The sequence below is a fragment of the Bacillus sp. ISL-35 genome, assembly GCF_018613355.1.
Lineage (GTDB): Bacteria > Bacillota > Bacilli > Bacillales > Cytobacillaceae > Mesobacillus.
Genome location: NZ_JAGGQK010000014.1, coordinates 114,598 through 141,562, shown reverse-complemented (window position 1 = coordinate 141,562; position 26,965 = coordinate 114,598). Strand labels below are relative to the sequence as shown.

34 protein-coding genes and 1 riboswitch are annotated in these 26,965 nt (G+C 40.1%); of the genes, 22 read left to right on the top strand and 12 right to left on the bottom strand.

Annotated features, from left to right (window positions below):
* The first annotated feature begins 115 nt into the window (after window positions 1-115).
* A complete protein-coding gene (ppc, locus tag J7E38_RS18365; protein ID WP_214708611.1) occupies window positions 116-2,878 on the top strand; it encodes a phosphoenolpyruvate carboxylase in 2,763 nt (920 codons plus the stop codon).
* Window positions 2,879-2,943: 65 nt separating this feature from the next.
* Here the strand turns inward: ppc and J7E38_RS18360 are convergent, their stop codons facing one another.
* The gene (locus tag J7E38_RS18360; protein WP_214708609.1) at window positions 2,944-3,405 is read right to left on the bottom strand and encodes a hypothetical protein; all 462 of its coding nucleotides are present in this window, start codon (window positions 3,403-3,405) and stop codon (window positions 2,944-2,946) included.
* A gap of 120 nt (window positions 3,406-3,525) precedes the next feature.
* On the opposite strand from J7E38_RS18360, the gene J7E38_RS18355 reads away from it, so the two are divergent.
* From J7E38_RS18355 to J7E38_RS18345, 3 genes are all read left to right on the top strand, one after another.
* Window positions 3,526-3,807, top strand: a complete 282-nt coding sequence (locus tag J7E38_RS18355) for a hypothetical protein (protein WP_214708607.1) — start codon at window positions 3,526-3,528, stop codon at window positions 3,805-3,807.
* A gap of 95 nt (window positions 3,808-3,902) precedes the next feature.
* Window positions 3,903-4,472: a CBO0543 family protein gene (locus tag J7E38_RS18350; RefSeq protein WP_214708605.1), complete on the top strand. Its 570-nt coding sequence runs from the start codon at window positions 3,903-3,905 to the stop codon at window positions 4,470-4,472.
* A gap of 64 nt (window positions 4,473-4,536) precedes the next feature.
* Complete coding sequence (locus tag J7E38_RS18345; RefSeq protein ID WP_214708603.1) at window positions 4,537-4,860, top strand: MGMT family protein; 324 nt, start codon at window positions 4,537-4,539, stop codon at window positions 4,858-4,860.
* A 213-nt stretch (window positions 4,861-5,073) separates the two neighbouring features.
* Here J7E38_RS18345 and J7E38_RS18340 read toward each other — a convergent pair whose 3' ends face one another.
* Window positions 5,074-6,081, bottom strand: coding sequence for a DUF3231 family protein (locus J7E38_RS18340; protein ID WP_214708601.1), 1,008 nt, complete (start codon window positions 6,079-6,081; stop codon window positions 5,074-5,076).
* 187 nt (window positions 6,082-6,268) lie between these two features.
* On the opposite strand from J7E38_RS18340, the gene J7E38_RS23985 reads away from it, so the two are divergent.
* The 5 genes from J7E38_RS23985 to J7E38_RS18320 all read left to right on the top strand — a co-directional run bounded on the left by J7E38_RS23985 (window position 6,269) and on the right by J7E38_RS18320 (window position 8,364).
* A complete protein-coding gene (locus J7E38_RS23985) occupies window positions 6,269-6,517 on the top strand; it encodes a Na-translocating system protein MpsC family protein (protein WP_214708598.1) in 249 nt (82 codons plus the stop codon).
* Entirely contained in the window at window positions 6,514-6,951 is a 438-nt protein-coding gene (locus J7E38_RS23980) for a Na-translocating system protein MpsC family protein (RefSeq protein ID WP_214708596.1), read from the top strand. Before J7E38_RS23985 ends, J7E38_RS23980 begins: the two co-directional genes overlap by 4 nt.
* A gap of 282 nt (window positions 6,952-7,233) precedes the next feature.
* A complete protein-coding gene (locus J7E38_RS18330) occupies window positions 7,234-7,476 on the top strand; it encodes a hypothetical protein (RefSeq protein WP_214708594.1) in 243 nt (80 codons plus the stop codon).
* A 98-nt stretch (window positions 7,477-7,574) separates the two neighbouring features.
* Window positions 7,575-7,970, top strand: coding sequence for a hypothetical protein (locus tag J7E38_RS18325; protein ID WP_214708592.1), 396 nt, complete (start codon window positions 7,575-7,577; stop codon window positions 7,968-7,970).
* A 25-nt stretch (window positions 7,971-7,995) separates the two neighbouring features.
* On the top strand, window positions 7,996-8,364 hold the full coding sequence (locus J7E38_RS18320) for a YbaN family protein (RefSeq protein WP_214708590.1): 369 nt from the start codon (window positions 7,996-7,998) through the stop codon (window positions 8,362-8,364).
* A 449-nt stretch (window positions 8,365-8,813) separates the two neighbouring features.
* Here the strand turns inward: J7E38_RS18320 and J7E38_RS18315 are convergent, their stop codons facing one another.
* Window positions 8,814-9,146: a cyclic-phosphate processing receiver domain-containing protein gene (locus tag J7E38_RS18315; protein ID WP_214708588.1), complete on the bottom strand. Its 333-nt coding sequence runs from the start codon at window positions 9,144-9,146 to the stop codon at window positions 8,814-8,816.
* Window positions 9,147-9,369: 223 nt separating this feature from the next.
* Window positions 9,370-10,716, bottom strand: coding sequence for an FAD-dependent oxidoreductase (locus J7E38_RS18310; protein WP_214708586.1), 1,347 nt, complete (start codon window positions 10,714-10,716; stop codon window positions 9,370-9,372).
* A gap of 217 nt (window positions 10,717-10,933) precedes the next feature.
* On the opposite strand from J7E38_RS18310, the gene J7E38_RS18305 reads away from it, so the two are divergent.
* Both J7E38_RS18305 and J7E38_RS18300 read left to right on the top strand, forming a co-directional pair.
* Entirely contained in the window at window positions 10,934-11,533 is a 600-nt protein-coding gene (locus tag J7E38_RS18305) for a methyltransferase (protein WP_214708584.1), read from the top strand.
* Window positions 11,534-11,659: 126 nt separating this feature from the next.
* The gene (locus J7E38_RS18300; protein WP_483297186.1) at window positions 11,660-12,133 is read left to right on the top strand and encodes a PaaI family thioesterase; all 474 of its coding nucleotides are present in this window, start codon (window positions 11,660-11,662) and stop codon (window positions 12,131-12,133) included.
* Between the two features lie 38 nt (window positions 12,134-12,171).
* On the opposite strand, the gene J7E38_RS18295 is transcribed toward J7E38_RS18300, so the two are convergent.
* Window positions 12,172-12,681: a hypothetical protein gene (locus J7E38_RS18295; RefSeq protein WP_214708580.1), complete on the bottom strand. Its 510-nt coding sequence runs from the start codon at window positions 12,679-12,681 to the stop codon at window positions 12,172-12,174.
* A 140-nt stretch (window positions 12,682-12,821) separates the two neighbouring features.
* On the opposite strand from J7E38_RS18295, the gene J7E38_RS18290 reads away from it, so the two are divergent.
* Complete coding sequence (locus J7E38_RS18290; RefSeq protein ID WP_214708578.1) at window positions 12,822-13,535, top strand: nucleotidyltransferase domain-containing protein; 714 nt, start codon at window positions 12,822-12,824, stop codon at window positions 13,533-13,535.
* Between the two features lie 499 nt (window positions 13,536-14,034).
* Here the strand turns inward: J7E38_RS18290 and J7E38_RS18285 are convergent, their stop codons facing one another.
* Entirely contained in the window at window positions 14,035-14,253 is a 219-nt protein-coding gene (locus tag J7E38_RS18285; protein ID WP_214708576.1) for a hypothetical protein, read from the bottom strand.
* 339 nt (window positions 14,254-14,592) lie between these two features.
* Between J7E38_RS18285 and J7E38_RS18280 the strand changes: the two genes are divergently transcribed.
* The 5 genes from J7E38_RS18280 to J7E38_RS18260 all read left to right on the top strand — a co-directional run bounded on the left by J7E38_RS18280 (window position 14,593) and on the right by J7E38_RS18260 (window position 17,549).
* Complete coding sequence (locus J7E38_RS18280) at window positions 14,593-14,967, top strand: hypothetical protein (RefSeq protein WP_214708574.1); 375 nt, start codon at window positions 14,593-14,595, stop codon at window positions 14,965-14,967.
* 73 nt (window positions 14,968-15,040) lie between these two features.
* Window positions 15,041-15,083: riboswitch (PreQ1 riboswitch) on the top strand.
* Window positions 15,084-15,136: 53 nt separating this feature from the next.
* Window positions 15,137-15,793: a 7-cyano-7-deazaguanine synthase QueC gene (gene queC / locus J7E38_RS18275; protein WP_214708572.1), complete on the top strand. Its 657-nt coding sequence runs from the start codon at window positions 15,137-15,139 to the stop codon at window positions 15,791-15,793.
* On the top strand, window positions 15,793-16,269 hold the full coding sequence (gene queD, locus J7E38_RS18270) for a 6-carboxytetrahydropterin synthase QueD (protein ID WP_215038807.1): 477 nt from the start codon (window positions 15,793-15,795) through the stop codon (window positions 16,267-16,269). The genes queC and queD overlap by 1 nt, the downstream gene beginning before the upstream one ends.
* A complete protein-coding gene (gene queE / locus J7E38_RS18265) occupies window positions 16,262-16,990 on the top strand; it encodes a 7-carboxy-7-deazaguanine synthase QueE (protein WP_214708568.1) in 729 nt (242 codons plus the stop codon). Before queD ends, queE begins: the two co-directional genes overlap by 8 nt.
* A 19-nt stretch (window positions 16,991-17,009) precedes the next feature.
* Entirely contained in the window at window positions 17,010-17,549 is a 540-nt protein-coding gene (locus J7E38_RS18260) for a VUT family protein (RefSeq protein WP_214708566.1), read from the top strand.
* 18 nt (window positions 17,550-17,567) lie between these two features.
* Here the strand turns inward: J7E38_RS18260 and J7E38_RS18255 are convergent, their stop codons facing one another.
* From J7E38_RS18255 to J7E38_RS18245, 3 genes are all read right to left on the bottom strand, one after another.
* On the bottom strand, window positions 17,568-18,587 hold the full coding sequence (locus J7E38_RS18255) for a hypothetical protein (protein ID WP_214708564.1): 1,020 nt from the start codon (window positions 18,585-18,587) through the stop codon (window positions 17,568-17,570).
* Complete coding sequence (locus tag J7E38_RS18250) at window positions 18,584-19,510, bottom strand: hypothetical protein (RefSeq protein WP_214708562.1); 927 nt, start codon at window positions 19,508-19,510, stop codon at window positions 18,584-18,586. Before J7E38_RS18250 ends, J7E38_RS18255 begins: the two co-directional genes overlap by 4 nt.
* A gap of 104 nt (window positions 19,511-19,614) precedes the next feature.
* Window positions 19,615-20,442, bottom strand: coding sequence for an SDR family oxidoreductase (locus tag J7E38_RS18245; protein WP_214708560.1), 828 nt, complete (start codon window positions 20,440-20,442; stop codon window positions 19,615-19,617).
* Window positions 20,443-20,567: 125 nt separating this feature from the next.
* On the opposite strand from J7E38_RS18245, the gene J7E38_RS18240 reads away from it, so the two are divergent.
* The 4 genes from J7E38_RS18240 (at window position 20,568) to J7E38_RS18225 (ending at window position 23,924) form a co-directional block, all read left to right on the top strand.
* The gene (locus tag J7E38_RS18240; protein WP_214708558.1) at window positions 20,568-20,822 is read left to right on the top strand and encodes a replicative helicase loader/inhibitor; all 255 of its coding nucleotides are present in this window, start codon (window positions 20,568-20,570) and stop codon (window positions 20,820-20,822) included.
* 209 nt (window positions 20,823-21,031) lie between these two features.
* A complete protein-coding gene (gene desA, locus J7E38_RS18235) occupies window positions 21,032-22,066 on the top strand; it encodes a Delta(5) desaturase DesA (protein WP_214709036.1) in 1,035 nt (344 codons plus the stop codon).
* 122 nt (window positions 22,067-22,188) lie between these two features.
* On the top strand, window positions 22,189-23,328 hold the full coding sequence (locus J7E38_RS18230; protein WP_214708556.1) for a sensor histidine kinase: 1,140 nt from the start codon (window positions 22,189-22,191) through the stop codon (window positions 23,326-23,328).
* Window positions 23,325-23,924 carry a response regulator transcription factor gene (locus tag J7E38_RS18225; protein WP_214708554.1) on the top strand — a complete coding sequence of 200 codons (600 nt, stop codon included), beginning with the start codon at window positions 23,325-23,327 and terminating at the stop codon, window positions 23,922-23,924. The genes J7E38_RS18230 and J7E38_RS18225 overlap by 4 nt, the downstream gene beginning before the upstream one ends.
* A gap of 27 nt (window positions 23,925-23,951) precedes the next feature.
* Here J7E38_RS18225 and J7E38_RS18220 read toward each other — a convergent pair whose 3' ends face one another.
* A complete protein-coding gene (locus J7E38_RS18220) occupies window positions 23,952-24,326 on the bottom strand; it encodes a nucleotide excision repair endonuclease (protein WP_214708552.1) in 375 nt (124 codons plus the stop codon).
* Between the two features lie 214 nt (window positions 24,327-24,540).
* On the opposite strand from J7E38_RS18220, the gene J7E38_RS18215 reads away from it, so the two are divergent.
* Window positions 24,541-26,097, top strand: a complete 1,557-nt coding sequence (locus tag J7E38_RS18215) for a DEAD/DEAH box helicase (protein ID WP_214708550.1) — start codon at window positions 24,541-24,543, stop codon at window positions 26,095-26,097.
* Between the two features lie 53 nt (window positions 26,098-26,150).
* Here J7E38_RS18215 and J7E38_RS18210 read toward each other — a convergent pair whose 3' ends face one another.
* Together J7E38_RS18210 and J7E38_RS18205 are read right to left on the bottom strand one after the other, a co-directional pair.
* Window positions 26,151-26,270: a DUF4023 domain-containing protein gene (locus J7E38_RS18210; protein ID WP_214708548.1), complete on the bottom strand. Its 120-nt coding sequence runs from the start codon at window positions 26,268-26,270 to the stop codon at window positions 26,151-26,153.
* A gap of 86 nt (window positions 26,271-26,356) precedes the next feature.
* Entirely contained in the window at window positions 26,357-26,902 is a 546-nt protein-coding gene (locus tag J7E38_RS18205; protein WP_214708546.1) for a histidine phosphatase family protein, read from the bottom strand.
* Between the last annotated feature and the right edge of the window lie 63 nt (window positions 26,903-26,965).

The following is a 26,965-nucleotide window of genomic DNA, read 5'->3' as shown; positions in this document are numbered from 1 at the left end:
AGTAACAAATATTTTTGGCTGTTTTTTCTCAATATGCTTATCATTTCACAAAGCAGGTGCTTTTGTGATATATTAATATTTAAAATATTCTCACAAGTTTTAGGAAGGTGACAAAATGACATCAGGAATTGAAGTAAATGACAGCAGTTTGCCATTGCGCCGGGATGTGAAAATGCTTGGAAACATCCTTGGGGACATACTTGTCTATCATGGCGGAGTGGAATTGTTTGAAAAAGTAGAGAAGATCAGGGCAATGTGCAAGACGCTCAGAAATCAAAATGACCCTGATACATACTCCGCTTTAAAAACGGAAATAGCAGGAATGTCTGTTCCGATGAGAAAAAATATCATTCGCGCGTTTTCTGTGTATTTCCATTTAATCAATGCAGCAGAACAAAACCACAGGATCCGCAGACGCCGCGACTATCTGCTTGAGTCAGAAATAAGCACACAACCAGGTTCAATTGAAGCCGCTATCCTTTCACTAAAAGACAATTATATATCCTCTGATATTATTCAAAATGTCATCAATGCCATTTCGCTGGAATTGATCATCACAGCCCACCCTACAGAAGCTACCAAGCGCTCAATCCTTGAAATACAGAAGAGGATTGCAGATATCCTTAAAAGCCTTGATAATCCGCTGTTATCCAAGAAAGAGCGTGAAAAGGTAGAGAAAAGCTTATTCAATGAGGTTTCTGTCCTGTGGCAGACAGACGAACTCAGAGACCGCAAACCGACAGTCATTGATGAAGTCAGGAATGGACTGTATTATTTTGACAAGACATTGTTCGATGTCCTGCCTGAAATCCATCAAGAGGTGGAAACTAGTTTGAAAGACCATTATCCGGATCATGAATGGAAAGTTCCTCATTTCCTGCGCTTTGGATCATGGATTGGCGGTGACAGGGATGGGAATCCAAATGTCACACCGGAGGTTACATGGGAAACATTGCAAAGACAAAGACGTCTTGTGTTGAAAAAATATAAAGCTGTATTGGTTGATTTGATGAAACGATTCAGCCATTCAACTACAAGAGCAGCTGTAAGTGAAGAATTACTGGAATCCGTCAAGCGGGATGAAGAAAAATACCTGGCTGAGGATCAAAAGTGGAATGTTGAAGGCGAGGTGTACCGCCGAAAATTCGCGGTCATTATTCAAAGGCTTAAAGAAGCAGGAAAATCGGATATTGGCTACAAAGCTTCTGAAGAATTGCTCGATGACCTTCTTATCATAAAACGAAGCATTTATCAGCACCATCCTGTCCATCATGAACTGAAAACACTACAAAAATTGATCAGGCAAGTACAACTATTCGGATTCCACCTAGCCACGCTTGATATCAGAAACCACAGCGGGGAACATGAAGCAGCGATCGCCGAGATATTAAAAAAAGTAGGGATCACCTCGGATTATCCGGCTTTATCTGAAGGTGAAAAGCAGGAACTGCTTGTGAAGCTTCTGGAAAATCCAAGGCCAGTGCTGCTTCTTCATGAGGATTACTCAAAAGAGACACAGCAAATGATTGAGGTATTCCAGATGATCAAGCGGGCGCATAAGGAATTCGGCAAACGTTCGATCTCCGTTTATCTTGTTAGTATGACGCAATCTGCAAGTGATTTGCTTGAAGTACTGTTACTGGCCAAAGAAGCAGGTATTTACAGGCTCCATGCTGATGGAACGTTGGAATCGGATCTTAATGTCGCTCCGCTTCTTGAAACAATCGATGATTTGACAGCTGGCCCAGTGATAATGGAAACATTATTCAATCTGCCTTTATACCGCAACCACTTAAAGAAAATGGGCGAACAGCAGGAAATCATGCTGGGATACTCAGATGGAAGCAAGGATGGCGGAACTTTGACAGCAAACTGGAAGCTTTACAAGGCCCAGCTTGAGATTAATGAAATGGCAAAGAGATATCAAATCGCACTCAAGTTCTTCCATGGCCGAGGAGGATCACTGGGACGGGGTGGCGGACCATTACACAGAAGCCTTCTTTCACAGCCGGTTGAGACACTCGGCCAGGGCGTGAAAATCACCGAACAAGGGGAGGTTCTCTCATCCCGATACCTGTTGAAAGACATCGCTTATAGAAGTCTTGAGCAAGCTACTTCGACGATGATGAAGGCGGCAGCCAATGTGTTGAAAGAATCGGAACAGGGGCACCTCCGCGATAAAAGATGGGTAGATGCGATTGAACAAATTTCTGCTGTTTCGTTAAAAAAATATCAATCCCTGGTATTCGAGGATCCCGATTTCCTTGTATATTTCAATCAGGCAACCCCGCTTAAAGAGCTTGCGGAGCTTAATATCGGTTCACGGCCAATGAGCCGTAAAAACAGCAGCAAATTCGAAAATTTGCGTGCTATTCCATGGGTATTCGCCTGGACACAGAGCAGACAACTATTCCCGGCTTGGTATGCAGCTGGATCTGGGCTGCAGAGCTTTGCAGAGGAAAGTCCGGAGAATCTTAAGCTTTTGCAGGAAATGTACGCTGAATGGCCATTCTTCCGCAGCACGGTTGATAATCTGCAGATGGCTTTGATGAAAGCGGATATTACTACTGCCCAGGAGTATACGTCCCTTGTAGAGGACAAATCCATTGCCGACCGTATCTTCAGTAATATCCTAGAGGAATATGAACGGACAAGGAATATTCTTCTCCAAATCTCAGAGGATGAAGAGCTGCTTGACCATACACCGAACATCAAAGATTCTGTCCATAGGCGAAATCCATATGTCGATCCACTAAACTTCATTCAAGTGGAATTGATCAAAGAACTTCGCAAGGATGAAAATCCAGATGATGAATTATTGACCCAGGTTTTATTGACAATCAGTGGAGTTGCCGCTGGTTTAAGGAATACTGGTTGACAGGAAGACCCGCCGATTGGCGGGTCTCTTCAGTTATAAAGACAAATGAATGGTTTATTGAAGTTTCAACCTGGGAGTTTCATTTGCCTTTCCAGAGTCATTTGCGTTAAAATTTCATGATTAAGAGTCTTAGCCATCTTCAGTGTAAGATTAAGGATCTTACGGATGCCTTCTTTGTGGCCGTTTTTGATTGCAAGGTGATCGCAATGAATTTCACTATCAATGCTGACCTGCTGTTCGGGGACCGGATGTTCAATATGCCCTATTTCATGCCAGATGATCGCTTCTTTTATGTCATTGTCCATACAGAAAGAGGGATAGTCGTATACAACGATGAACCAATCACACTCATCTTCATAGGATCGATAAAAGAGAGTCAGTACCCGGGGGTCAATATCCCATAAATCAAGCCACTTTCGATTTTTAAAACCAAATACCTTCAAGATGGCCTCCTTATTTTCAATGATTGCGATTCTTCCATAGGCATTGTACTTCTCATGTTCCAAAAATTCGCCAATGCACTTCAAAAAAATCCTCCCTTTTCTATAAAGCCTGTTAATATTGTTAAATATATTAGTCGATCCTAATCAACATGCGTAAAATAAAAAGGGCAGGGAAAAAGGAAACGTGAAAGGAGGAAGCTGTTTATGCTTTGTTCACATGGTTATTTGAAAGTGAGTCGAAGAATAGAGGATAATGAGCAAATTTATGAAGAAAATGAACAGTTCATCACAATGTATCATGATCGAATAACAACAGCTTCTGATATTTTTTATCTTCATGATATCCTTGATATTACTTTTAAAAATATGTCAGGAATGAAAGGATTCCTTTATCTCCATACCACAAGAGGAGTGTATTCCTTTTATACCAATGCCAAGCCGGACCGGCTGATCAAGGTTTATAAAGAAATAAAACATCAAAGTTAACTGCTTACTACATATAAAGCAGCATAAAATCACACTCTATCTACAAAGGGTGTGATTTTATGCTTTCTTCCATTATTAATGCAGCAGGAGAACCTTTGAATAGATATCTTATTGTTTTAGGCACCATCTCGCTGCAGCAATTATTGGATGCCGAAGCAAAATATCATAAGATATTAAGGGCATATTGGCACGAGAATAATTTTTTGACATATGAATGGTGGTTTCTTGTTGTTCTTTCCATTGTGCCGGCTATTATCTGGTGGATTAAGGTCGATAAAACAAGACTGATCGAAAATACTTCATTTGGTCTGTTTTATGGAGTCACAGCCATCTTCCTGGATTCAATAGGAAGCAATGCCATGGTGTGGACATATCCAGTAAGGCTGACTCCGTATTTAAATCCGCAGTTGTATCCCTATGATGTTGGAGTTGTTATCATCCCTTTCATGCTCGTATATCAACGGTTCAGCAGTTCGTTTAAGAAGTTTTTCATCGCAACAGGACTATTATCTCTTTTCCTGGCTTTTATGGCAGAACCTTTCATGGTCCATCTAGGGATTTACAAAGAATTTACGTGGAAACACATTTATTCCTTCCCGATTTACTGGTCGTTGGGATTGATGTGCTGGGCAATCATTAAAAAATTTAAATCTTATTCCATATAATTGAAACCCCTGGCTCTAGAGCCAGGGGTTTCATGATATATTGTTGTGAGAAGGATGTGGTACAATGACGCAGTTTACGAAAAATGTAATTGAAATCATTAAAAATATCCCATATGGTAAAGTAATGACATATGGCCAAATAGCAAAAGCTGCTGGAAGTCCACGAGCAGCAAGGCAGGTTGTCCGGATCCTGCATTCCATGTCAGAGAAATATGATCTGCCATGGCATAGAGTTATTAATTCCAAAGGGGAAATTGGTTTCCGGGATGAGGAGATGTTTCAAACCCAGAAAACTTTGCTAATTTCAGAAGGCGTTGAATTCAAGTCCGATCGAGTGATTTCCCTTATGGTTTATATATGGGATATAGATTGGGAGTTTGGTGAATAACATTTGTGGTGCGTTTAAAAATCTATAGATAGCCCTATCCATTGACAGAGGCGGGAAATCAAGACTATTTTGTTGAAATGATGGGACATCAGGGTAATGAAGGAGGCGCGGCGGAGAAGACTTAAAAAAGCTTTCGCCGCAAAGAAAAGCCGCTATATTAACATTTAAGCCCACCTAAAAGAAAAAACACCCAAGAGGGTGTTTTTAAAAAAATTAACTTTTAGTAAGATCCTTACGGTCGACTGATAAGGGTGGCTGCTCAAGCCATTCGTTCGCAATCATGATATTAATTCCATCTTCTGAATATTTGAGTACCTCTGCATTCAAGCGGGAATAATCCACGACAAGGTCACTCCTTTGGCTCTCCGATATGGCGATTCCATAGTTTCCGATGCCGGCATAAATCATGAGGCTGAAATGGAACATCATCAGCTTTTCTGAAAATGGAGATTCAATTGACGATGTGACCTCTTGTTCAAATCCAGGCGGGACAGGGAGCGAGTTTTTTTCTAAATAATCCTTGAATACCTTCTGGTGCTTTATAGCAATTTCTTTTCCCCTTAGGAAATAGTTCTTAACTTTTTTCGTCTTCGCAGCCTGGCTGAATCCAGTTGATATACTTGCGCCTAATTGGTTCGTTTCAATATTGAAGTGAAGGTGGGAAATTTCTGTTCCAGACAGTGACCCTCTTCGTCCGAGGCCTTCAAGAAAGAAGGATTGTTTATGGACAAATTCCACCTTCTGTGGGTAAGGAATATATGACGGCCGTGTTGCCACGCCTTTTTCAAGGGCAAGCACGGTGGCCTTTCTCTCAAGTTCCAAAGAGGAGGTCAGTGCTTTAGAATAAAAAGTTTTAACATCTTCACGATAAATGTTTGGAAGCATCCTGCTATATCCGCCAAGGCCACCGCCGGCCATATTTTTTATGTATTTTAGATAAAAGATATCAGAGAACAGTCTTTCGGCTTTTAGATTGACATCCTGTTCTGTAAACCCCTGTGGAACAGAAATGTTTTCATTGATGAACATCTCTTTGATTTTAGCTACATGCTGTTGCGAAAGTTCAAGTGCATGCTCCACAAGTACTTTGATTTCAGGATCTTCAATGTTCTGCAAAAAATAATGCAGGACACATATTGACATGCTGTCGTTTATGTAAGTGGCCCATAGGAAAGATAATTCTGCTGCTGTCATTTTAGTTGTATTATGATTGCTTTCCAAGATTCCGCCCCCTTCCATTCAAGAAATACTATTCCCATTACAAATCATAAATATTACGATGAACCATAATTAAATGACACATAATTCAAGAGATTAATCCTAAATTTAAATACGATTCATAAATGGTTTTATTGATCCTTTTAAAGGGAAAAAACAAATAGGAGTAAATTGCATTGTGAGGTAGATTATGGATTTTGCAGAATTAGAAAAAGAAATCAGTGGATATATTGGACGTTTGTTAAGAGAAAACTTTGGGCGGGGTCCTGGCAATGTTTTTTGCACGATTTCAAGCCCGTTTGTTTCAATTTATATCACAAATTTTTTATCCCCAATGGAAAACACACTTATTTCAAATCAACAGAGTGTCTATGTACAAAAAACAAGAGACTTAATGATGGAAACACTCGAAGAACAAATAAAACATACATCGAGATGAATACAAAAGACGAGATAAAAGAGTTTTATTATGACTGGAACCTTGAAGCGAAATCAGGAATGTTTCTGTTTATTTTTAAAAATGACCGCCCTTATCACTTCGGATGCTTTGATAATAAAGACTTAATCGAAAGCGAGACTGTCGAACTCAGCATGGAAATACAAAAGGCGCCAGAAGAAACACATTGCAAGTTGTTAAATGAACGGACCTTGATCATAGTCCGGCACGGTATCCTCATCAGTCTGGAAAAGGAATTCATTCAACTAGGCTTTTCGGAAACCTTGAAAATCGCTAAGCGAAATCTTGAGAAGAAGGTCATCAATGATCATCGGAATGCCTATGAAAAATATCTCAACGCAAGGATCACCGATTATTTTGTGGACTGGAATTTCGAACAGGATAAAAGCTATACTTTATTCATTTTGAAGCCTTAATTAAACCTTGTATTAAGACAGATATGATGGTACTATACTTATTAGGGTAAAGATTAAAACTCTTAATCTTACTTAAAAACATTTTGTTCTATTTTAAAAAAGAATCAAATAGAGGGTCTTCTGATTGTAATGAATGGGCATAGAACCAGAACATAAGTCAGAAAAGGATTAATGTGATTACTCCTTTTCTGGCTTTTTTTATTGTCATATATTGGATAAAATAACTGCTGAAAAGGGATGATTTTAAAACATAATGAATATCAGCAATAGAGATTTAATTTCATGTATCGAGAACTTTATTTCAGAAAAGAAGACACTCTTTCGGACACACCGAATACAATCAAGAAAAAAGAGCTGGAATCTTATTTAGAAGAATTTGCTGCCGAGCAGGGCATTGATTTTGAAAAAAAGGAAGAGCCGACGAGAACCATTTATTCCTTTACAGTCCAGGGACAAGTGGCGCTAGTGGAATTCTTCTATCGATACAGCCATTTTTACACCAGACATTCTATTACTCTTAAATAATCAAGCTGTTCCTATGGAGCAGCTTTTTATATTTTGTTATTGAATTCAACATGATGATATAGGATAATTTTGTCAATGCGGTTTTAGGGGGTTGGAAAATGGAAGAGTCATTTAATCGCTTTTTTGAAGAATATCTGAAACAATGGAAGAATTCTTCTTTAACTCAATTTAAATCGATGATTTCAGGGGAGTACCAGGCACGAGAAGTAACAGAGGGGAAAATTCATGATTTTGGATTTGATGAATCCATCCAAGGATGGGAGCATGGTTTCAATTTTGTCAAAAGCAACAGTGCAGAATGGGATTTAACAGAGATAAAGAGAATCCAGCTGAGAGAGCATGAAATCATGGCTGTAATCATTGCGAAATTGGTTATTGACGGAAAAAGGATGAAGACTTGTAATCTTTTCTTTCAAACATTCACCTATGACTTCGGCTGGAAGTTAATCAGGAGTTACATAGAGGCAGGCATCCCTGTCAGCCAGTTTCATTAGAGAAGTACCGCAAGGAGGATAAACGATGAACATCGCAGTAAAAGGTATATTGATCATCATTGGGTCGCTCTCAATCATTTTGGGAGTGATTGGGATCGTGGTTCCTCTTTTGCCTACCACTCCGCTAATCTTGTTAGGTGCAGCTTGTTATGTCAAAGCGTCAGATGAACTGTACCAAAAATTGATCCGAAATAAATGGCTGGGCGGTTATATAAGGGATTTCCGTGAGAAAAACGGAATCACGCTGAAGAATAAGATTTTAAGCATCAGTCTTATGTGGATATCAATAACTGCAACACTATTAATAGTCGATTTCCATTTTTGGCTTGCAGCTGTTCTGATTATCATAGCTGTAACGGTAAGTGCCTATATTCTTTCATTCGATACACTCTAAAGAATGCCATTCAAGAAGGGCATTAGGCTTTAACCAAATGGCTTTTTGACTTAAATTGAATTCAATTCCTGTAATCATCACTAAGTAAGGCAGATGCCCCAGAGCGGATATACCAAAAGTTTGATAACGCTAGAAAGAGCAATGTGATTCCATTGCTCTTTTAATATTTTATTGATTATGAATAGTAAGTTCAACCAATATAGTAACGTTCAAAAATAAAGAACCTGATGATTTTAAGGGACAAAAAATCACGCTTATACAAAAAGGCTCTTTTGTATAATGTATTGCTTTTACACCGAAACCTAGAAATCTGTATGAATTCGGATAAAAGAATCAACAATCAATGAAAAAGAGCCTGCATTATAACAAAAGTGGCTGATTAGTTGTAGGCTTGGGTTGTTAAGTCATCTGCACTTAGGGAAAGGAATTGTAGAGTCATGTGATAGGCATTAGTAGTGGAGGGGCATGGGACGTAAATAAATATTAATGGTGTTGGGCATCAAGCTGTCTTCCTGAGCTTGTTTAAAACTGTTGTACATAGCCTTTCCGCCTGAATAGTTAGCGGAATGGATGGTTATTCTATTCGCAAAAAGTTGTTTACTAATCATTATTTTCACAAGCATTAACCCATTCCTTACATGACTGGTTAGGTCATGGTCCAGGGAAAGATGGTCAATATCGTAATTATTGAGAAGGTACAGACATTCATCAATCGTTTCGGCCAAAATATAACCGTCAGGTGCTCGGCGATAGTCATCCATAAATACACTTATTTTCTCCATTTCTAGCACTCCTTCCTTAAAGAGGGGTGACTAAGAAAAGTCGGATGTCCCAAAATCTTTCTTAATCTAAAGCCTAACACATATCGCAACAAAGAAGGGGATTTTTAGATTGGGAAATCCTTCTATTTTTAAAAATCTGTGTTTTTATTTATTTTATTAGGTTTTTTTGAAGTCATGCTAAAAAACCGGAAGTTCTTTAAAATAATCAAAACCCCGAACAGCTTTATCGTCGGGGTTTCACTATTGTTGGCCGAAATATTCTTGCGAGCAGGCTTGGTTTGGCCAGGCTGACAGGGTGCGATTTTAGGTGCAGCACCCTGATGAACTGAGCGTAAACTTTTTCATCATGGGAACAAGCCAGTGAGACCTTTTTGACAAACCACTGTAAGAAAGGAAGACCAGCAGGTTTATAGCCCCTTGTAGTGCTAAAACGGAAATCCTCTGTTAAGGCAATTAGCCAGGGCATATCGACAATCCTGCTAACCTTTCTATGAAACTTCTTAGTTAGGTCTTTTTTTGACAGCCCTTTTGATAAAAGTGTTCTCAATGCTTTAGCTTCCATTGCAGCGAGACTCATTCCCTGTGCGAAAACAGGGTCTACACGACAAAAGGCATCCCCAATAACCAATAATCCCGAAGGTGCGTTATTTTGTCTTTCGAAATGAAACCTCCTCATAGAGGGAAATCGATAGACTTGAACAGTTTCAGATCGCAGAAGACCAGCTTTTATCGCTTCAAAAAAATCTGGCTCATCAAGCGTCTTTGAATATTGCAGAAAAGAGTCTCTGTCAGTTGGAACATTTTTCTCTCCATAGCCAATCAGCGTTACAAGCATATGGTTTTCTTCTAAAGGTGAAATTGTGCCTCCACGGTTAAGCAACGGGGGAGCTGGATAGGAGAGGAGACTATGCCAATCCCTTGTTTTAGAAGAAAGCTTTCGGTAGACCATGCTGGCATAAAATAAATCCACTTTGATTTCAGTTTTAGCCGGCATGCGAAAGCCAGAATCTTTTAGCCATTTAGTATGTAGTGCTGCTGCACCAGACGCGTCGATAATAAGATCTGCAGAAATCTCAGTTACATTTCCGTTTTGTTCTTCGATTACAACTCTATCAACCTCATTGTTTCGGTATAAAAGATTTTGAACCTTACATGAGTAGCGGAAAACGATATTTGGCAGGGTTTCGAGTCTTTTTTGTATGCTCCACTCCAGCAAAGGGCGGCTTTGCTGGCTGATGGATACTTTTGACTCAAACCTGACCTTATGACTTCCGTGATGGGACCATGTAAGATCTCCGGCAAAATCTGAAAGTGTTGCACCTTTTTGAGATAATTCCTTTAGAAGTCCAGGGAAAAGCTCTTCTAATATTTCTTCTCCACTTTTTAGCAGAACATGGCCCTGTTTCCCCTGCGGAGCGCCCTTCCTGGCAAAGGCATCCTTCTGGTTCTTATCCTTTTCTATTACAATGACTTCGTCAAAAAACTCCGATAGCACTCTGGCAGCCAGCTTGCCCGCCATACCGTTCCCAACCACCACGGCTCGATTTGCTGCTTCCTTTTTAGAATACATCCGTTGCCCCCTGGTATATATGTAGAAAATTATGTTTCTTCAAGGTCTATAAGTTAAAATGTATGTATCTGAATAACATTGTACAATACGGTCATTTTACCTAAAGAGACAGGGAAAAGAAAGAGTTGTTATATGTCAATCCAGGCTCATGGACAAACTACATTACCCTGCGCCTTGTTTAAGAAATCTGCATCCCTGATGATTGGAGAACATGCTAATGAATGAGCAGCTGTTTGATAGAATGCTGAATGTTAGAACCACAGGCCAACAGAAAGGCTTTATGCCATCCTTGCATTATCATCGCTATGAACCTACTCCATACAGCGCACTTGAGTTATTTTTTCGGGAGTATGAACTGAGTCGTCATGATAAAATAGTTGACTTTGGGTGTGGCAAAGGGCGTTTGAATTTTTATCTTAATCATCAATTCAATACAACTGTCACTGGTATTGAAATGAATGAAATTTTCTATTCGGAAGCGCTTGAAAATAAACTTAACTATTTGAAGAACCATCGTAACAGAGCCGATGCCCTCCATTTTCAATGCATTTTGGCAGAGGATTATGAAATTCGCCAGGATGAAAATAAATTTTACTTTTTTAATCCTTTTACTGTGCAGATTATGATGAAGGTTGTTAATAATATTTTGTTATCATTTGAAAGGGAACCGAGGGAAATCGACTTGATTCTTTATTTTCCTTCGGAGGATTATATTTTTTATTTGGAGTCACAAACACCATTTGAACTGGTTTTTGAATACAAATTGCCGGACCCTAACCTGAATGAAAGGTTTTTAGTATACAGATTGAAGGCTTAAAGCAAGTATTGAAGAAAAGAATGCTATTAGCAAAATCCTCACTTTTTAAAGGGATTTAACAGTATATAGAGAAATTATTACTGACTATGGATTGATAAGGGAGGAAACAAATTGGAAGACAAGGTGATGAATGCAATACAGGATGAATACCCTGAGGATTTTGCCTGGTGTTATGGGTGCGGAAGGATGAATGAACACGGCCATCATTTCCGAACAGGCTGGGACGGTGAAAAGACAATCACAATATATAAACCAAAAAAAGAACATATGGCTCTGCCGGGTTTCGTATATGGCGGATTGATCGGTTCACTGGTGGATTGCCATGGCACTGGTTCAGCTGCCCTTTACCTGCATCGCAAAAATGGAAACGAACCAGGTGATGGGGCAGAGCCTCCAAGGTTTGTAACAGCATCGCTGCATGTCGATTTCCAGAAGCCAACACCTAATGGTATCGAATTGAAAGCGATTGGCACCGTCCACGAGATTCATCCCAAGAAATATCGCGTAGAAACAGAAGTATATGCTGGAGAGACCTTATGCGCAAAAGGGGAAGTAGTGGCTGTTGTCATGCCTGATACTTTTTTGAAAAATAATGCGTGAAAAAAGACCCTGATAACCCTCAGGGTCTTAAAACTTGATTATTTTACAGGTTCAAGCAAATTCGTCGGCAGAAAGCCTTCTTCGCCGGAATCTTTCATTTTCACCTTTGTGCGCCGGAGGTCTCTTTCGATGATTTCCGCTTCACTGCCCTGCTTGGTTTCCTTGACATCTTGATCTTTTACGATCTTGTCCACTCCTTCTACGTCATTCAATTCAATCAATTTATAAAGTTCATCATAAGCTTCTGCTGAAAGTGCAAGATAGGCATCTTTTTGGACTGTGGCCGTATCTTCGGGCTGCAGGGTGTTATCTTTTACTTCCTGTTCACTTTCCTTGTACGTATCCTTCATGTTCTGGATGATTCCAGGTGTTTCTTCTTTTACTTTATCAACGACTTTTTTTGACTTTTCCTCGGTTGCTTCCGCGGCATTTTTTGTTTCTTCTTCTAATTGTTTTGCGCCCTGTTCAGCTTCGTCACTATTGCATCCTGACGAAAGTATAACTGCCAAGCCAGCAGGAATCATCCATTTTTTTAATAAAACGGCCATAAGTATAATCCTCCTGATTCCACTATTAATATATTGTAGGATACCACTGGGTCAACCAGTTAAAACCTTCATTAAAACATCGACGAATTCCGAATATTAGATATAATACCGATATACATTAATTTTCGGGGGGGATTTGCATGGAAGAGAAAAGGGTGTCATCTCCAATTGCGGCAGCTAATAAATTCATTGAAGACCGCTTTCCTGGTTGTGACGCAGCGCTTCTGGCCGGTAGTGTAACCAGGGGGGAAGCAACCGAAACCTCAGATTTAGATGTCGTGGTCTTTATAAGTGATATCCGCTCCGCATACAGAGAGTCATTGGAGTTTTGTGGGTGGCCGATTGAAGTATTTGTACATAATCTGCACACCTGCAGAGAGTTTTTTCAAAACGATATTAGCAGAGCCAGGCCCAGTTTGCCGAGAATGGTTGCTGAGGGAGTGATCATCAGGAATGGTGAATTACTGGCCGAAATAATGGATGAGGCAAAAAGTATCATTGAAGAAGGACCTGCAGAATGGACGCAAAAAGAGATCGAGTTTAAAAGATATTTCATCACCGATACCCTGGATGATTTCATTGGATCAAATAATAAGGCTGAAGAAATTTTCATTGCCAATGAATTAGCTAACCAACTTCATGAATTTGTTTTAAGGACCAACAAACGGTGGATCGGCAAGTCAAAATGGGTAGTGAGGGAATTAACGAGGTATGATCCTGAATTTACTGGTAGATTTATTGGAGCGTTTGATGCCTATTACAAAACCGGAAACAAGCAAATCGTCATAAAATTGGCGGAGGAAATATTAGAAGAATACGGTGGCAGATTGTTTGATGGTTTTTCAATTAGATGAAAAAGCAGCCAAAAAATTGGCTGCTGTTGATTGCTTATTCTCAGTCTTATAGAATATTGACAGGTTTGAAGGTGGAGAGCGAGACTTGTCAAGAACCCGATGTTATTTTGACAGGTTAGATGATAGTGAGTGAAAAGCTGTCATGAATCCGGCGTTATTTTGACAGGTTTAAAGGTGTAGAGCGAAAAGCTGTCAAGAACCCGCTGTTATTTTGACAGGTTTGAAGTAGGATAGTTAAAAGCTGTCAAGAACCCGACGTTATTTTGACAGGTTTAAAGGAGTAGAGCGAAAAGCTGTCAAGAATCCGAATGTTATTTTGACAGGTTTAAAGGAGTAGAACGAAAAGCTGTCAAGAATCCGATGTTATTTTGACAGGTTTGAAGGAATAGAGCGAAAAGCTGTCAAGAACCCGACGTTATTTTGACAGATTTGAAGGAGTAGAGCGAAAAGTTGTCAAGAACCAGTCGTCATTTTAAACAAGCTTTTAAAAACCTGGAATTTAAGCTTTGTAAATTCTAAAGGCAGCCAGGCAAAAACAGCTGATGATGACAATCTCAATCGTGAGAAGGAACATAATCCCTTCAGAAGCAGCAGCTCCTGCCATTGGTGCCATGATTCCCATGATCACACCAATTAGATATCCAGTCAATAATGTTTTGTAGTTAAATAGATTGCCGAACAGGATTCCTGATAAACCTCCAATAATCACCGAAAGCAAAGCGGCCTCCAGGAAGTGTAACGGATATAAGTTGATAAAAATTAGCCCTGTTCCCAGCGCTAATCCGGCGGCGGCCACCATTGTTATATTTCTGGCCAGGTGAAAATCAATATGCGTTCTTCGATTGTACAAATAAATATAAAGAACGTAGGCAGATAAAAAATTTATTGGGTAAAAAATCACTATCCACTCCGGCAAGATTCATCACCTCTACATTCACTTTATTCATGTAGGGAGTAGAGGTGCTAACAATTAAAATGGTGCCAAGTCGATTGTTCTTAACCCTATAAAAATTTATAATTAATGCCATGATGAGTTGACACTGAAAGGATGAACTTTATGGATGAAATAGTTAAAAAGCTGCGATTTAAAGAAGGCAATGCATTGGTATTGAATGCACCGGATGGATTCCGTTTAGGGGTGGAAGGCGAACAGCAGAGTGATAAAAATGATTTCTTACTTTTGTTTGTGAGCAATAGGGACGAAATCATGACATGGTTGCCAAAAGCATTGGAAGCATTGAAGCAAGACGCGGTTTTCTGGATTGCCTTCCCAAAGAAGAGTTCAAAGGTTCAAACGGATATCAAACGTGACTCACTTTTTGCGATCGTAAGTGAACGATCAGACTATAGAGCAGTCAGCAATGTTTCCATTGACCAAAAGTGGTCAGCTCTCCGATTCAGGCAAGAGCACCTGGTGAAAACGAAAAAATGATGGAATAAATTAAGCTTTCTTTTTATAAAATGTGTGATAAAATGAATAAGTCAAAATTACATATTCCGTCTATGCGGAAGAGGTTCTAGCTACCCTCTCAAAAAAACTAAGGGAAAACAGTACTGCTGACTTAGTGGTGCTGTTTTTTCGTTGTAAAGGAGAATTTTTCATGAAAAACGAGAAAGCCGTAGTCGTTTTCAGTGGCGGGCAGGATAGTACAACATGCCTGTTTTGGGCTCTAAAGGAATTTAAAGAAGTAGAAGCAGTCACATTTGATTACAACCAGCGTCACCGGACAGAAATCGAATGTGCAAAGGACATTGCAGCTGAGCTTGGAATCAAGCATCATATCCTCGATATGGGCCTGCTGAACCAATTAGCACCAAACGCATTGACCCGGAACGAAATTGAAGTGAAAGATGGAGAGGACGGGGAGCTGCCATCCACGTTTGTTCCAGGAAGGAACTTATTGTTTTTATCATTTGCTGGAGTTCTGGCGAGTCAGGTCAACGCAAAACACATCGTAACCGGTGTTTGTGAAACGGACTTCAGCGGCTACCCTGATTGCCGGGATGTTTTCATAAAATCCTTGAATGTTACCCTTAATCTTTCAATGGACGAAAACTTTGTCATCCATACACCTCTAATGTGGCTGAACAAAGCAGAAACCTGGAAGCTGGCCGATGACCTGGGGCAATTGGAATTTGTCAGGACAAAGACATTGACTTGCTATAACGGGATCATCGCTGATGGGTGCGGGGTATGCCCTGCCTGCAGGCTGAGGAAAAAAGGACTGGATGAGTTCCTGGAAGGAGCTGAGTCATGATGTATGATTTCCGTATTGTCGACCAGCTTCAAAAAATAGATGAAGATATAAAGAGAGAGCAGTTAAAATATCACTCAAAACGTGTCCTTGTCAGCAAGGAATTCACCTTTGATGCCGCCCATCATCTTCATGAATATGAAGGGAAATGCAAAAATCTACACGGACATACGTATAGAGTCATTTTCGGTCTGAGTGGTTTTGTTGATGCCCGCGGCCTTATGATTGATTTCGGAGACATAAAGGATATTTGGAAGTCAGAAATAGAAATATACCTTGACCACAGATATTTGAATGAAACGTTGCCACCGATGAATACGACGGCTGAAAATATGGTTGTCTGGATTTATGAACATATGGCAGAAGGCCTTGCAAACAGGAAATACTTATATGACGGAGCAAGAGTTGAATTCGTGAGACTCTATGAAACTCCTACAAGTTATGCAGAAGCGAGACGGGAGTGGATGGAGATTGAGTAAGATTCCCGTTATGGAAATTTTTGGACCGACCATCCAGGGTGAGGGAATGGTTGTTGGCCAAAAAACAATGTTTGTACGGACCGCAGGATGTGACTATTCATGTGCCTGGTGTGATTCAGCGTTTACATGGGATGGGTCCGGAAAAGATTTAATCAGGCAAATGGATGCAGCGGAAATTTGGAATGAGCTTACATCACTAGGTGGAGAAGGATTTTCATATGTAACGATATCAGGAGGTAATCCAGCGTTGCTGAAAAACATGTCAAGTCTTGTTCATTTGCTTAAGGAAAAAAATATCAAGATATGCCTGGAAACCCAGGGTAGCAAATGGCAGGATTGGTTCCTGGATATTCATGCGTTGACTCTGTCGCCAAAACCGCCTAGTTCAGGGATGGAAACTGATTTTCAAGTCCTGGATAAAATTGTCGATCGATTGGCTGAAGAAGGCGCAATTCAGAATGGAAGCCTGAAGATCGTTATTTTTGATGATATTGATTATGAATACGCCAAAATGGTTCATAAACGATATCCTGCCCTGACTTTTTTTCTACAGGTTGGGAATGACGATATTGTTACCGAAAACCGTCAGAAGCTCATGGTTTCCTTGGTTGATAAGTATGAATGGCTGGTTGAAAAAGTGATGATTGATAACGAAATGAAGAATGTAAGAGTTCTGCCACAGCTTCATGTGTATATTTGGGGAAATAAAAGAGGGGTTTAAATAAACAGGAGGTAAGACTATGAGAATCTTTTTATACTTGATTTCAATTGTAACGGCCAACGTGATTACAGCGGCACTTGCACCACTTCAGTTTGGCATGTTCATTGTTCCGATGGGGACTTTATTGATAGGAGCCACTTTCATTTTTCGTGACCTTGTCCAAAATAAGTATGGCCGGGCGAAAACGTACATGTTCATTGGTTTGGCTCTTGTATTATCCGCAATTGTTTCTTCCATTCTTGGTGACACTCTATGGATTGTGTTTGCATCGGCATTGAGCTTTGCTGTTGCTGAAACGACTGATACTGAAATTTATACAAGACTAAAACTGCCAATGAGCTGGAGAATTTTCTACAGTGGATTGGTCGGCGGACTGTTGGATTCGATCATATTTGTTGTGCTGGGATTGAGTCCGTTGGGAGCAAACTTCCTGCCATGGGAAGCCGTCCCTGCTGCGATTTTAGGCCAGGTAATCGTTAAAACCATCATCCAGGGAATAGGTGCCATGCTGCTTAACCCGATTAATCATATTTTCAACAATAAAGCGATGTCTAACTAGACAAAAAAGGTGCCCGATCTATTGATCGAGCACCTTTTTTTGAAGAGGAGTGAATCTTTCAGGACTTTTATTACTAATAGTTTCCGTTTCCTTTCGTTTCTTCGTTTTCGAAAAGAATCTGCCATATTTCTGACTTTGTCCTTCCATATTTGCGACCATCTCATTTTTAATAATAATAACCAGGATAAAGATAACCAAAAGCAGGCCAAGGGAACTGAAAGCCACCCAGGGAGAATATTTCAAAGTCCAGAAGTTTTGCCCGGTCAAACCGGCAAGTTCGTTTGTGATTGATTTCTTATAAGGTGTATTATAAATCTTTTCCTGATGAGGACCGCCCAGGAAGAGGCCGAACATCGCCAGACCCATCATCACCTGGAGTGTCTGCAATATTTGCTGTACAAATAATAAGGCGAATTGCGGCTTTAGATGTGGCAGGATCTGTTTGAGAAGTATATGAAGCCTGCTTCCTCCGAGAAGATAGGAGCTGGTCACATAAGACTTCGTATTTATTTCCTTGACCAAGTCTGTTGTAAAGAAAAAGACTGTGGGAAATCCGAGAAGGAACAAAACGATCATCTGATATTCAATCTTCACAATCACAGGGATCTCATTGTACATAAATACGACCGAATCCATTAATAAAACTCCGATCAGGAGTAATGGAATGTAATGGAAGGGCAGAAAAAATGCTTTGAAAAATGCTTTCAGGGCTGGGGCCCAGGTCTCTACGACTATACCCAAAAAGGCACCGGCTGCCACCCTTAACAGTGAAACAATCAAAACAGATGCGATTGTATATTTTAACCCATCAATGATTAGAAGCAGATTGTCACGCGCATCACGGTCTGTTCCAAGAAGATAATCTTTACTGGGCGGGTAAGGAGGGTTTTCCAATACATTGCCTTTTTCATCATAAAGCACGTCCAGCATCGACCGATAGTCTTCTGGACCAACAAAATCATATAAAATGCTGGCAGCAAGCAAAGCAAGAAGGATGCCGATGCTGATTTTTGTTTTTCTGTATTTATGTTTTTTCATATCTGTAACGCACCTCTTTTCCTGATGACCAACATTTTCACACTTAACTTAATGAGGTACTCAAGAATGATTGCCGGTGAGATAAAAATCACAATACTATAGATCAGTGTTAATACGTGTTCTCCTCTGAACATCTCGAACATAATCAGGTTAGTGAGAGTCGTCTCGTAATGATACATATGCTCTACAAGGATGAGATTCGAAAGCAGCATGTATATGATCATACGGAATTTTATCGTAAAAACAGGCAATATATTGCGAATCATGTAAATTGAATATAGATAAATCTTTGTCAGACCTTTTGCCATTCCAAAATGGATATAATGTTCTTCCTCTTCATCCTCCATATTTTTCAGTAGGTATAAGCCAAATAGGACAGCAGGAAGAAATGAAACCACGATAACAGGAAATGCGACCGGACGGGCTGAACCGAAGCCATACATCGGAAAAATTTTATAGTTAAATTCCTTTAAAAGATAAATATTTAGCATATTGATGGCGAAAATGAACAAGAGATCTGGAAGACCTTCGAAATAATCAAGAAAGCGATGGAGCATGCTCCTTAGCCTGAGCGGTGACAGGACGACCAGAAATGCTATTAAGCTTCCAAAGACAATAATGGTAACCAACGATATTCCAAGAATCTTATAGGAGTTTGAAAAAGCATTTATTACCTGTGTATTTCCTATATAATCAAGAAAGCTTTTTAGAGTAAACTCCTTTAATTGGGAAAATACCGTTTCCAGCCTTTCATAAAATGGTTTAACTGATAAGCCTAGATGTTCACCTTTCTTTTTATTGAAGTCAAAGAAGGCTGTAAAAGCAATAAAGCTTGCGATTCCGAATAGGAATGTTACTGTTAAAGCCGTGAGATAGACAGCTTTGACTATAGTTCTTTTTAAAATTTTAAATCCATTGACCATGTAAATTCTCCTTTCAGCCTAATAACAATTCTACTGAGTGGTAAAAAAAACCTTTTTTTTGCATAAAAAAACCCTTTTCCAGTGAAAAGAGTCTGCTGTGAGGATTAAATATTCAATTTTTTCATCACGAATTTCTCGATCGTTTTCCACGGAAGGAGATTTTTAATGAGCAAGGTGTTCTTAATGCCTTTACCAATTGGATATCTCAACTGCGGGGAGTTTGCAGATGCTATCCCTGCAACAAGCCTGGCAACATCGTGAGGATTCCCATAACTGGCTTCAGCGTTTTTTAGTTCGTACATGATCGCTTCCAAAGAAGATTCATACGGGGATTGGTTCCGTATTGAAACTTCTTCAATGCTTTTCCATATATCCGTTTTATAGGAACCAGGTTCGATTAAGACAACATTGATTCCGAAAGGCTTTAATTCCAGCCTTAGGCTTTCACTGTATCCTTCCAGCGCATGTTTCGATGCTGCATAGGCAGACAGGCCCGGGAATCCAAACCTTCCGCTGATGCTGCTCATATTTATGATTTTTCCATATCTTTGCTGACGCATGATAGGGAGGACCGCCTGAGTGACGGCAATCACTCCAAAAAAATTCGTCTCAAATTGCTTTCGGTACGCATCCACTTCAAGTTCTTCCGAAAAGCCACCTTGTGCATAGCCGGCATTGTTGACTAGCAGATCGACTGAATCCAGTGATTGCAAGAACTTCTTAAACTCTTCGATTGATTCATTAATTGTTACATCTAATGGAAATAAATGAATCTGATCAGTCACTTTTTCAGCCGCTGCAAGCTCCATCAAACCATCTTTCTTGTTAAGATTCCTCATTGTGGCAATCACCTGATAGCCTGATTTGGCCAGTTCAATTGCGATCAATTTTCCAAATCCGCTCGAGGAACCCGTAATAATTGCATGCTTCATATGTTCACCCGCCAAGACAGCTTTTTCTCTCATTTTACATTGATAAAGGTCAAGTTGCTATGTATCTTTACGGCCAGCATGGAAAAAATGTATTACTGTTGAATGAAAGGATGGTGGAGGAAACGGTGACGAAGGAAGAGGCATTAAAACTAATGGCTTTAATCGAATACATATATCCAGTTGTAACAGTAAAAAGCGAGTCAATTTTAATTTGGATGTCTATTTGTGTTTCTTTAAAATATAGTTTCACTTTTGAAAATTTGGTTAAACATATAAGGGGAAATCCTTATCCCCCAACGTTGACAGAACTCATTGATGGCACTGGAAAGAATCGATTAAGTTTTGACTGGTTGAAGGAATATTCGATAAAAGATCAATAGCGGGAAATATTAACTAAAAAAAATATTAGTTATTGCTAGTACCAGGTAATAACCTTCAATCCTTGAAGTATCAATCTTTTTATTGAAAAAACAGATCGACACATGACATTTATCATGTGTCATACATGACACCTGCTACTGCACAAAACCATTTCCCTTATTTATAATTTGAGTAATAAAGAAATCCGAAAGGGGAATTATTGAACAAGATGACAACTCACAACGCAAAAGAACTTAGAAAACAGGTCGCCCCTTATGAAAATTCGAACACAAAAATGAGTATCATTCAAATAGTCAACACGGTTATTCCATTTTTGGCGTTATGGTATTTTGCCTTTCAAAGTCTTTCCATTTCATATGGATTGACACTTGTGTTTGCTGCTTTAGCAGCTGGTTTCATGGTCAGAATCTTCATCATCTTCCATGACTGCACACATCATTCTTTCTTCAAAAACCGTACCGCAAACAAAGTGGTAGGAACTCTCACCGGAGTCCTGACATTGTTCCCTTATAGCCAGTGGGGTCATGACCATTCTGTCCACCACGCAACAAGCAGCAATCTGGATAAACGCGGAACTGGCGACATCTGGGTCCTGACAGTTGATGAATATATGGCTGCTCCTATGTGGCAGAAGCTTGCCTACAGACTGTACCGCAATCCGTTTGTGATGTTTGTATTGGGGCCAATTTACGTCGTTTTACTCAAGAACCGTTTTAACCGCAAAGGTGCCAGAACGAAGGAGCGCCTTAATACTTATTTAACAAATGTTTTAATTTTTGGAATCTCTGGGCTCCTGATTTGGGCCATTGGATGGAAAGCGTTCATAATGGTAGAAGGACCGATTTTCTTCATCGCAGGGATGTTTGGCATCTGGCTGTTCTATGTCCAGCATACCTTCGAAGATTCTTATTTTGAAGCGGATAAAGACTGGGAGTATGTAAAAGCTGCGGTGGAAGGAAGCTCATACTACAAGCTGCCAAAACTATTGCAGTGGATCACAGGAAATATCGGCTACCACCACGTTCACCACTTAAGCCCAAGAGTGCCGAACTATAAGCTGGAAGAGGTCCATAATAATACAAAGCCTTTGCAAAATGTACCGACCATCACTCTTTCAACCAGCCTGACTTCATTGCGCTTCCGTCTCTGGGACGAACGTAAGAAGCAATTCATAAGCTTTAGGGAAATGAAAGCATTGCAGCAAAACAAGAAATTGTCGGCTCAGACTAAACCGGAACTATAAAAGTTGCTCCCCTAATTCTGGATGTATGATGGCATCTGGAATAAGGGGAGTAATTTTTTGTAATTATATCCATTTCCATTATGATAGAATAGAATCACCAATCATAAAGCAGGGGTTTTTATATGTTTAAAAGGTTATTCAATTCACTTAGAAGTACAGGAATTTCCCCATACATATGGACTATACTCGGTATCCTTCCGTTTTACTTCATTTGGCAGATGCCAACTATGGCGGGGAAAGCCGCAGGAATCATCCTGACACTGCTGTTTTTTCTCGTTTACTGGCTCGCTTTTGTCTCAAGAGGATGGACAGTATACCTATGGACTTCTATCCTGATCGGTATTTCCATTGCATCTGCAAGTCTTTTCAGCTATGTTTACTTCGCTTTTTTCATTGTTTATTTTATTGGGAATATAAAAGACCGTATTCCTTTCCTAGTTTTATATTTCATCCACCTGGTAGGGACTTCGATTATCATCAATTTTGAAATCGTCCTCCAGGAAGAGTTTTTCATAAAACAGCTTCCTATCATCGTGATTGTGTGGATCAGTGTGATTCTGCTTCCGTTCAGCATTCATAACAAAAATGAAAGAGGAGAGCTCGAAGAAAAGCTTGAGGATGCAAATAAGCGAATTTCTGAACTTGTTAAGCTGGAAGAGCGTCAAAGGATCGCCAGGGATTTGCATGATACTCTTGGCCAAAAATTGTCACTAATCGGTTTAAAAAGTGACTTGGCCCGCAAATTGATCACTAAAGATGCCGAATTGGCAAAAGAAGAATTAAAGGATGTACAGCAGACAGCAAGGACTGCATTGAATGAAGTAAGAAAAATGGTCGCAGAAATGAGAGGAATCCGCGTCCGTGACGAGCTGGTCCACATTAAACAGATTTTAAAAGCAGCGGAAATCAAGTTTGTCGGGAATGAAGAAGAATTTAACCTCAATAACGTATCCTTGCTTTCCGAAAACATCCTCAGCATGTGCCTTAAAGAAGCGGTTACGAATGTTGTTAAACACAGTTCAGCAACAGAATGCAGCGTTTCCATCCAGCAAACAGAAAATGAACTTGCCGCTGAAGTGAGCGATAATGGTGTCGGCAATATTACGGAAGAGGATCTCTACAAAGGCAGCGGGCTTCAGGGCATGAGGGAACGACTGGAATTTGTAAATGGCACACTTGATATTTTTTCAAATAACGGCACTACTCTTAAGATTAAAATACCTAAAGTATTAAAGCAAAGCGATAGGGAGGACCAGCTATGATACGTATTGTCATTGCCGAGGACCAGCGTATGCTCTTGGGGGCATTGGGGTCCCTGCTGAGTCTTGAAGATGATATGGAAGTCGTTGGCAAAGCGAGCAACGGGGAAGAAGCAGTCGCACTGGCTAAAGAGATAAAGCCGGATGTATGTGTAATGGACATTGAAATGCCAGGAAAAACCGGACTTGAAGCGGCGGAAGAATTGAAAGGGCTGGGCTGCAAGATCATCATTTTAACGACATTTGCCCGATCCGGATATTTTCAGCGAGCGTTGAAAGCAGGTGTGAGCGGATATTTATTGAAGGATAGTCCCTCAGAGGAACTGGCGAGCACAATCCGAAGTGTGATGGGAGGAAGACGAGTGTTTGCCCCTGAACTCATGGATGATGTATACAGCGAGGAAAATCCGCTGACCGAACGTGAGATGGAGGTCCTCGAACTTGTTGCCGATGGCAAAAACACGAAAGAAATTGCCGGACAGCTCAGCATTACGACAGGCACGGTCAGAAATTATATTTCCACGATCCTGGGTAAACTCCAGGTTACAAACAGGATAGAAGCCATTACCCAGTCAAAAGAAAAAGGCTGGTTTAAGTAATAAGAAGAGCCTGCATGCAGGCTCTTCTTATTTATAAAATACTTTATCGATATTATACTTGGCTTTAAGTACGTTAATAGCATACGTTTCATAAATCTCTCTGTCGATCGGATCTACCACAGTAATGACAGCAATTTTGTTCACTTCATGACGATGGTTTTTAATTGGGGAAACATTATCCTCGAAATGTTTTTTTACACGTGGTCTAAGCTTACGTGCTTTTCCGACGAACATCAATTCATCGTCAGCGTTGAAGAACATGATGATTCCGCCTTTATCCCTTGGAATCCGGTGGTAATCAGTAAAACCATATTCACTGCTGATGACAGCTTCAACTTTTTCTCCTAATTGTTTGCTCCTTGTGATGACTACGTCTGGTGCTGGCAATTCAATTTTAATCACTTATAATCACTTCCTATTCTTCAATTAGTAAATCGTACCACAGGCAATATCTAAAATCCACATATTATTATTTTACCCAATAGTTGAAGCTTGACCACTCAGATGAATCTGAAAAATCATTTGCAACATAACCTTGATATTTTCAAACAGAAACAGCAATAATGAGAAGGGTGGTTGGGTTCATCCAGCCGAATAAAGAAAGCAGGGATTAATATTGAATCATTTTAGATCATTAGGTATATCAGAATATATTGCCGACACTTTAAACCGGAATGGAATATTTGAGCCAACTTCAATTCAGGAAAAAGCAATACCATTATTGCTCGATGGCAAGGATGTGATTGCCCAGTCACAGACAGGCACCGGTAAGACTTTTGCTTTTGTGCTGCCCATCATTGAAAAAATCGATATCCATAATCCTAATATACAGGCTTTGATTGTTACACCTACGAGGGAGCTAGCTTTACAGATTACACATGAAATCAAAAAGCTGACGGAAGATATAGAAGGGATGAATGTTCTTGCGGTATATGGCGGACAGGATGTCGAAGCGCAGCTAAAAAAACTCAAGAAAAACATCCATATTGTCATTGGTACTCCAGGGAGATTGCTTGACCATATCCGCAGGGAGACCGTCGATTTTTCCAAAGCCGCGTTTCTTGTACTTGATGAAGCAGATCAAATGCTTCATATCGGTTTTCTGAACGAGGTTGAAGAAATCATCAAGCAGACACCTAAAACAAGGCAAACATTGCTATTTTCAGCAACAATGCCTGATGAAATCAAAAGGCTGGCTAAACAACATATGTTCAAACCTGAATACATCCAGGTAGAGAAAACCCAGGCACCCCTAGAAAACATCAAACAATTGGCCATCAGTTCAACTGACCGGTCCAAGCAAGGTGATTTGATTGAATCCCTCAGATCCTATCAGCCATTTCTGGCGGTGATTTTTTGCAGGACGAAAAGAAGGGTCAGCAAGTTGAACGATGTGTTAAAAGCGAATCATTTCAATTGTGATGAGCTGCACGGCGATCTGTCCCAGGCAAAAAGGGAGCAGGTAATGAAGAAGTTCCGTGAAGCAAAGATTCAGTACCTTATTGCCACCGATGTAGCTGCAAGGGGACTTGATGTGGAAGGAGTCACCCATGTTTTCAATTATGACATCCCCCTTGATACCGAAAGTTATATCCACAGGATCGGACGAACAGGAAGAGCAGGCAATGAAGGACTCGCGCTAACCTTTTATACAGCCAAAGATCGATCATTATTAGAACAGATTGAATCGGAACTAAATATAAGGATCGAAAAGAAAAATATCGGAAACGCCAAAAGAGATGAAGTTCAATTTGAAGATAAGAGAGTTTCGAGAGCACATAAAGCTGGCGACTATAAGGGGAAGAATACAGGCTCGAGACGAAGGAGTGACAGGAAACCTGAAAGAGACCACCGCGGCGAAAAAATAGCTGATGGAAAATCGTCCTCTCGAAATGGCAGTCGTCTCTCACGCTTAGATGGACAGCGACGCACAGAAAGGGAGCAGCCATCCTCAAGGCGGGAACAAAGAAGGAATCCAGAAAGCCAGGGATCAAGAGCAAGCCGTTCCGACGAAGGAAGAAGAGGAAAGGCTGAAAATTCTTCAAGAAATGAGCGGACAAGGAGCAATATAGGAGAAAAGCCTAAAAGGGATAGCAGGAACAGAACCAGCTCCAGTTCATCGACATACCGGGTGGGACTCAGGAGCAGTTCAAGAAACCGCCGAAAAAGATAACATTAAAATAGACCGCTTTTAAGCGGTCTATTTTAAATGTAATACATGTATTTTTAATGTTGTTTGTTGGGAAGCTTGTCACTCGGGTTTTCTTTTCCCTGGCGCTTTCTATTTTGTTCATCTTTCTGCTGCTTATCATGCAGTTTCTGGACAAATTCGTGTGTGTTCTCCATTTCTGTACCTCCTCATATAACTGGCTCGTCGTTAATTTTTCCATTACAGCGCCGGTTCATTCATGTGCTACCATAAAAAAAGACGCCTATTTATGCGTCTGGTTTTCATATATATAGATTAGGGAGTTTTCAGGCCTGTTGAATTTCGGGCCTTTAAATCCTCTTTTTAGCATTTCCTTCCTCAAAAACATCATGATTCCGCCATGCCCAACAATCAAAACATCTTCCCCATGTGCGATAGCCTGGTCCAAGACCTTGTTAATCCTTGCAATGACTTCAGGTTTACTTTCCTTCTGAGATTTGTGTCCAAAAAACCACGCAATTCGTATTAAGGATACATGAAGCCAAAGAGGGAGGCGCAAATCAGTTGGAATGACTGGATATAACGAGATTTCTCTTAGTTCCTCCAAAAAAATAATATCTCCATCATATGCCTTGTATGCGGTAGTCTTTGCTCTTGGTAGATCACTGGAATAACACTTACTCCATTTTTGACCTTGATGATCAATAACTACTTCCTCGATACTTGATTCATTATATTCCTCCTGCCATGTCAGAAGCTCCTGAGAAGTCACAAACTTTGCTGGATAGCCTAATGTCACTTTAAAATGTCTTAATAACCCAATCTTCATAAATTACCACCTATAAATTTCATCATGATAATTAATTCAACAAATCACTCGGAATACCTGCTT

Coding starts and splice junctions, on each gene's coding strand:
- ppc (WP_214708611.1), top strand. CDS start 116: ATGACATCAGGAATTGAAGTAAATGACAGCAGTTTGCCATTGCGCCGG.
- J7E38_RS18355 (WP_214708607.1), top strand. CDS start 3,526: ATGCTTTGTTCACATGGTTATTTGAAAGTGAGTCGAAGAATAGAGGAT.
- J7E38_RS18345 (WP_214708603.1), top strand. CDS start 4,537: ATGACGCAGTTTACGAAAAATGTAATTGAAATCATTAAAAATATCCCA.
- J7E38_RS23985 (WP_214708598.1), top strand. CDS start 6,269: ATGGATTTTGCAGAATTAGAAAAAGAAATCAGTGGATATATTGGACGT.
- J7E38_RS23980 (WP_214708596.1), top strand. CDS start 6,514: ATGAATACAAAAGACGAGATAAAAGAGTTTTATTATGACTGGAACCTT.
- J7E38_RS18330 (WP_214708594.1), top strand. CDS start 7,234: ATGTATCGAGAACTTTATTTCAGAAAAGAAGACACTCTTTCGGACACA.
- J7E38_RS18325 (WP_214708592.1), top strand. CDS start 7,575: ATGGAAGAGTCATTTAATCGCTTTTTTGAAGAATATCTGAAACAATGG.
- J7E38_RS18320 (WP_214708590.1), top strand. CDS start 7,996: ATGAACATCGCAGTAAAAGGTATATTGATCATCATTGGGTCGCTCTCA.
- J7E38_RS18315 (WP_214708588.1), bottom strand. CDS start 9,146: ATGGAGAAAATAAGTGTATTTATGGATGACTATCGCCGAGCACCTGAC.
- J7E38_RS18310 (WP_214708586.1), bottom strand. CDS start 10,716: ATGTATTCTAAAAAGGAAGCAGCAAATCGAGCCGTGGTGGTTGGGAAC.
- J7E38_RS18305 (WP_214708584.1), top strand. CDS start 10,934: ATGAATGAGCAGCTGTTTGATAGAATGCTGAATGTTAGAACCACAGGC.
- J7E38_RS18300 (WP_483297186.1), top strand. CDS start 11,660: ATGAATGCAATACAGGATGAATACCCTGAGGATTTTGCCTGGTGTTAT.
- J7E38_RS18295 (WP_214708580.1), bottom strand. CDS start 12,681: ATGGCCGTTTTATTAAAAAAATGGATGATTCCTGCTGGCTTGGCAGTT.
- J7E38_RS18290 (WP_214708578.1), top strand. CDS start 12,822: ATGGAAGAGAAAAGGGTGTCATCTCCAATTGCGGCAGCTAATAAATTC.
- J7E38_RS18280 (WP_214708574.1), top strand. CDS start 14,593: ATGGATGAAATAGTTAAAAAGCTGCGATTTAAAGAAGGCAATGCATTG.
- queC (WP_214708572.1), top strand. CDS start 15,137: ATGAAAAACGAGAAAGCCGTAGTCGTTTTCAGTGGCGGGCAGGATAGT.
- queD (WP_215038807.1), top strand. CDS start 15,793: ATGTATGATTTCCGTATTGTCGACCAGCTTCAAAAAATAGATGAAGAT.
- J7E38_RS18260 (WP_214708566.1), top strand. CDS start 17,010: ATGAGAATCTTTTTATACTTGATTTCAATTGTAACGGCCAACGTGATT.
- J7E38_RS18255 (WP_214708564.1), bottom strand. CDS start 18,587: ATGAAAAAACATAAATACAGAAAAACAAAAATCAGCATCGGCATCCTT.
- J7E38_RS18250 (WP_214708562.1), bottom strand. CDS start 19,510: ATGGTCAATGGATTTAAAATTTTAAAAAGAACTATAGTCAAAGCTGTC.
- J7E38_RS18245 (WP_214708560.1), bottom strand. CDS start 20,442: ATGAAGCATGCAATTATTACGGGTTCCTCGAGCGGATTTGGAAAATTG.
- desA (WP_214709036.1), top strand. CDS start 21,032: ATGACAACTCACAACGCAAAAGAACTTAGAAAACAGGTCGCCCCTTAT.
- J7E38_RS18230 (WP_214708556.1), top strand. CDS start 22,189: ATGTTTAAAAGGTTATTCAATTCACTTAGAAGTACAGGAATTTCCCCA.
- J7E38_RS18225 (WP_214708554.1), top strand. CDS start 23,325: ATGATACGTATTGTCATTGCCGAGGACCAGCGTATGCTCTTGGGGGCA.
- J7E38_RS18210 (WP_214708548.1), bottom strand. CDS start 26,270: ATGGAGAACACACACGAATTTGTCCAGAAACTGCATGATAAGCAGCAG.
- J7E38_RS18205 (WP_214708546.1), bottom strand. CDS start 26,902: ATGAAGATTGGGTTATTAAGACATTTTAAAGTGACATTAGGCTATCCA.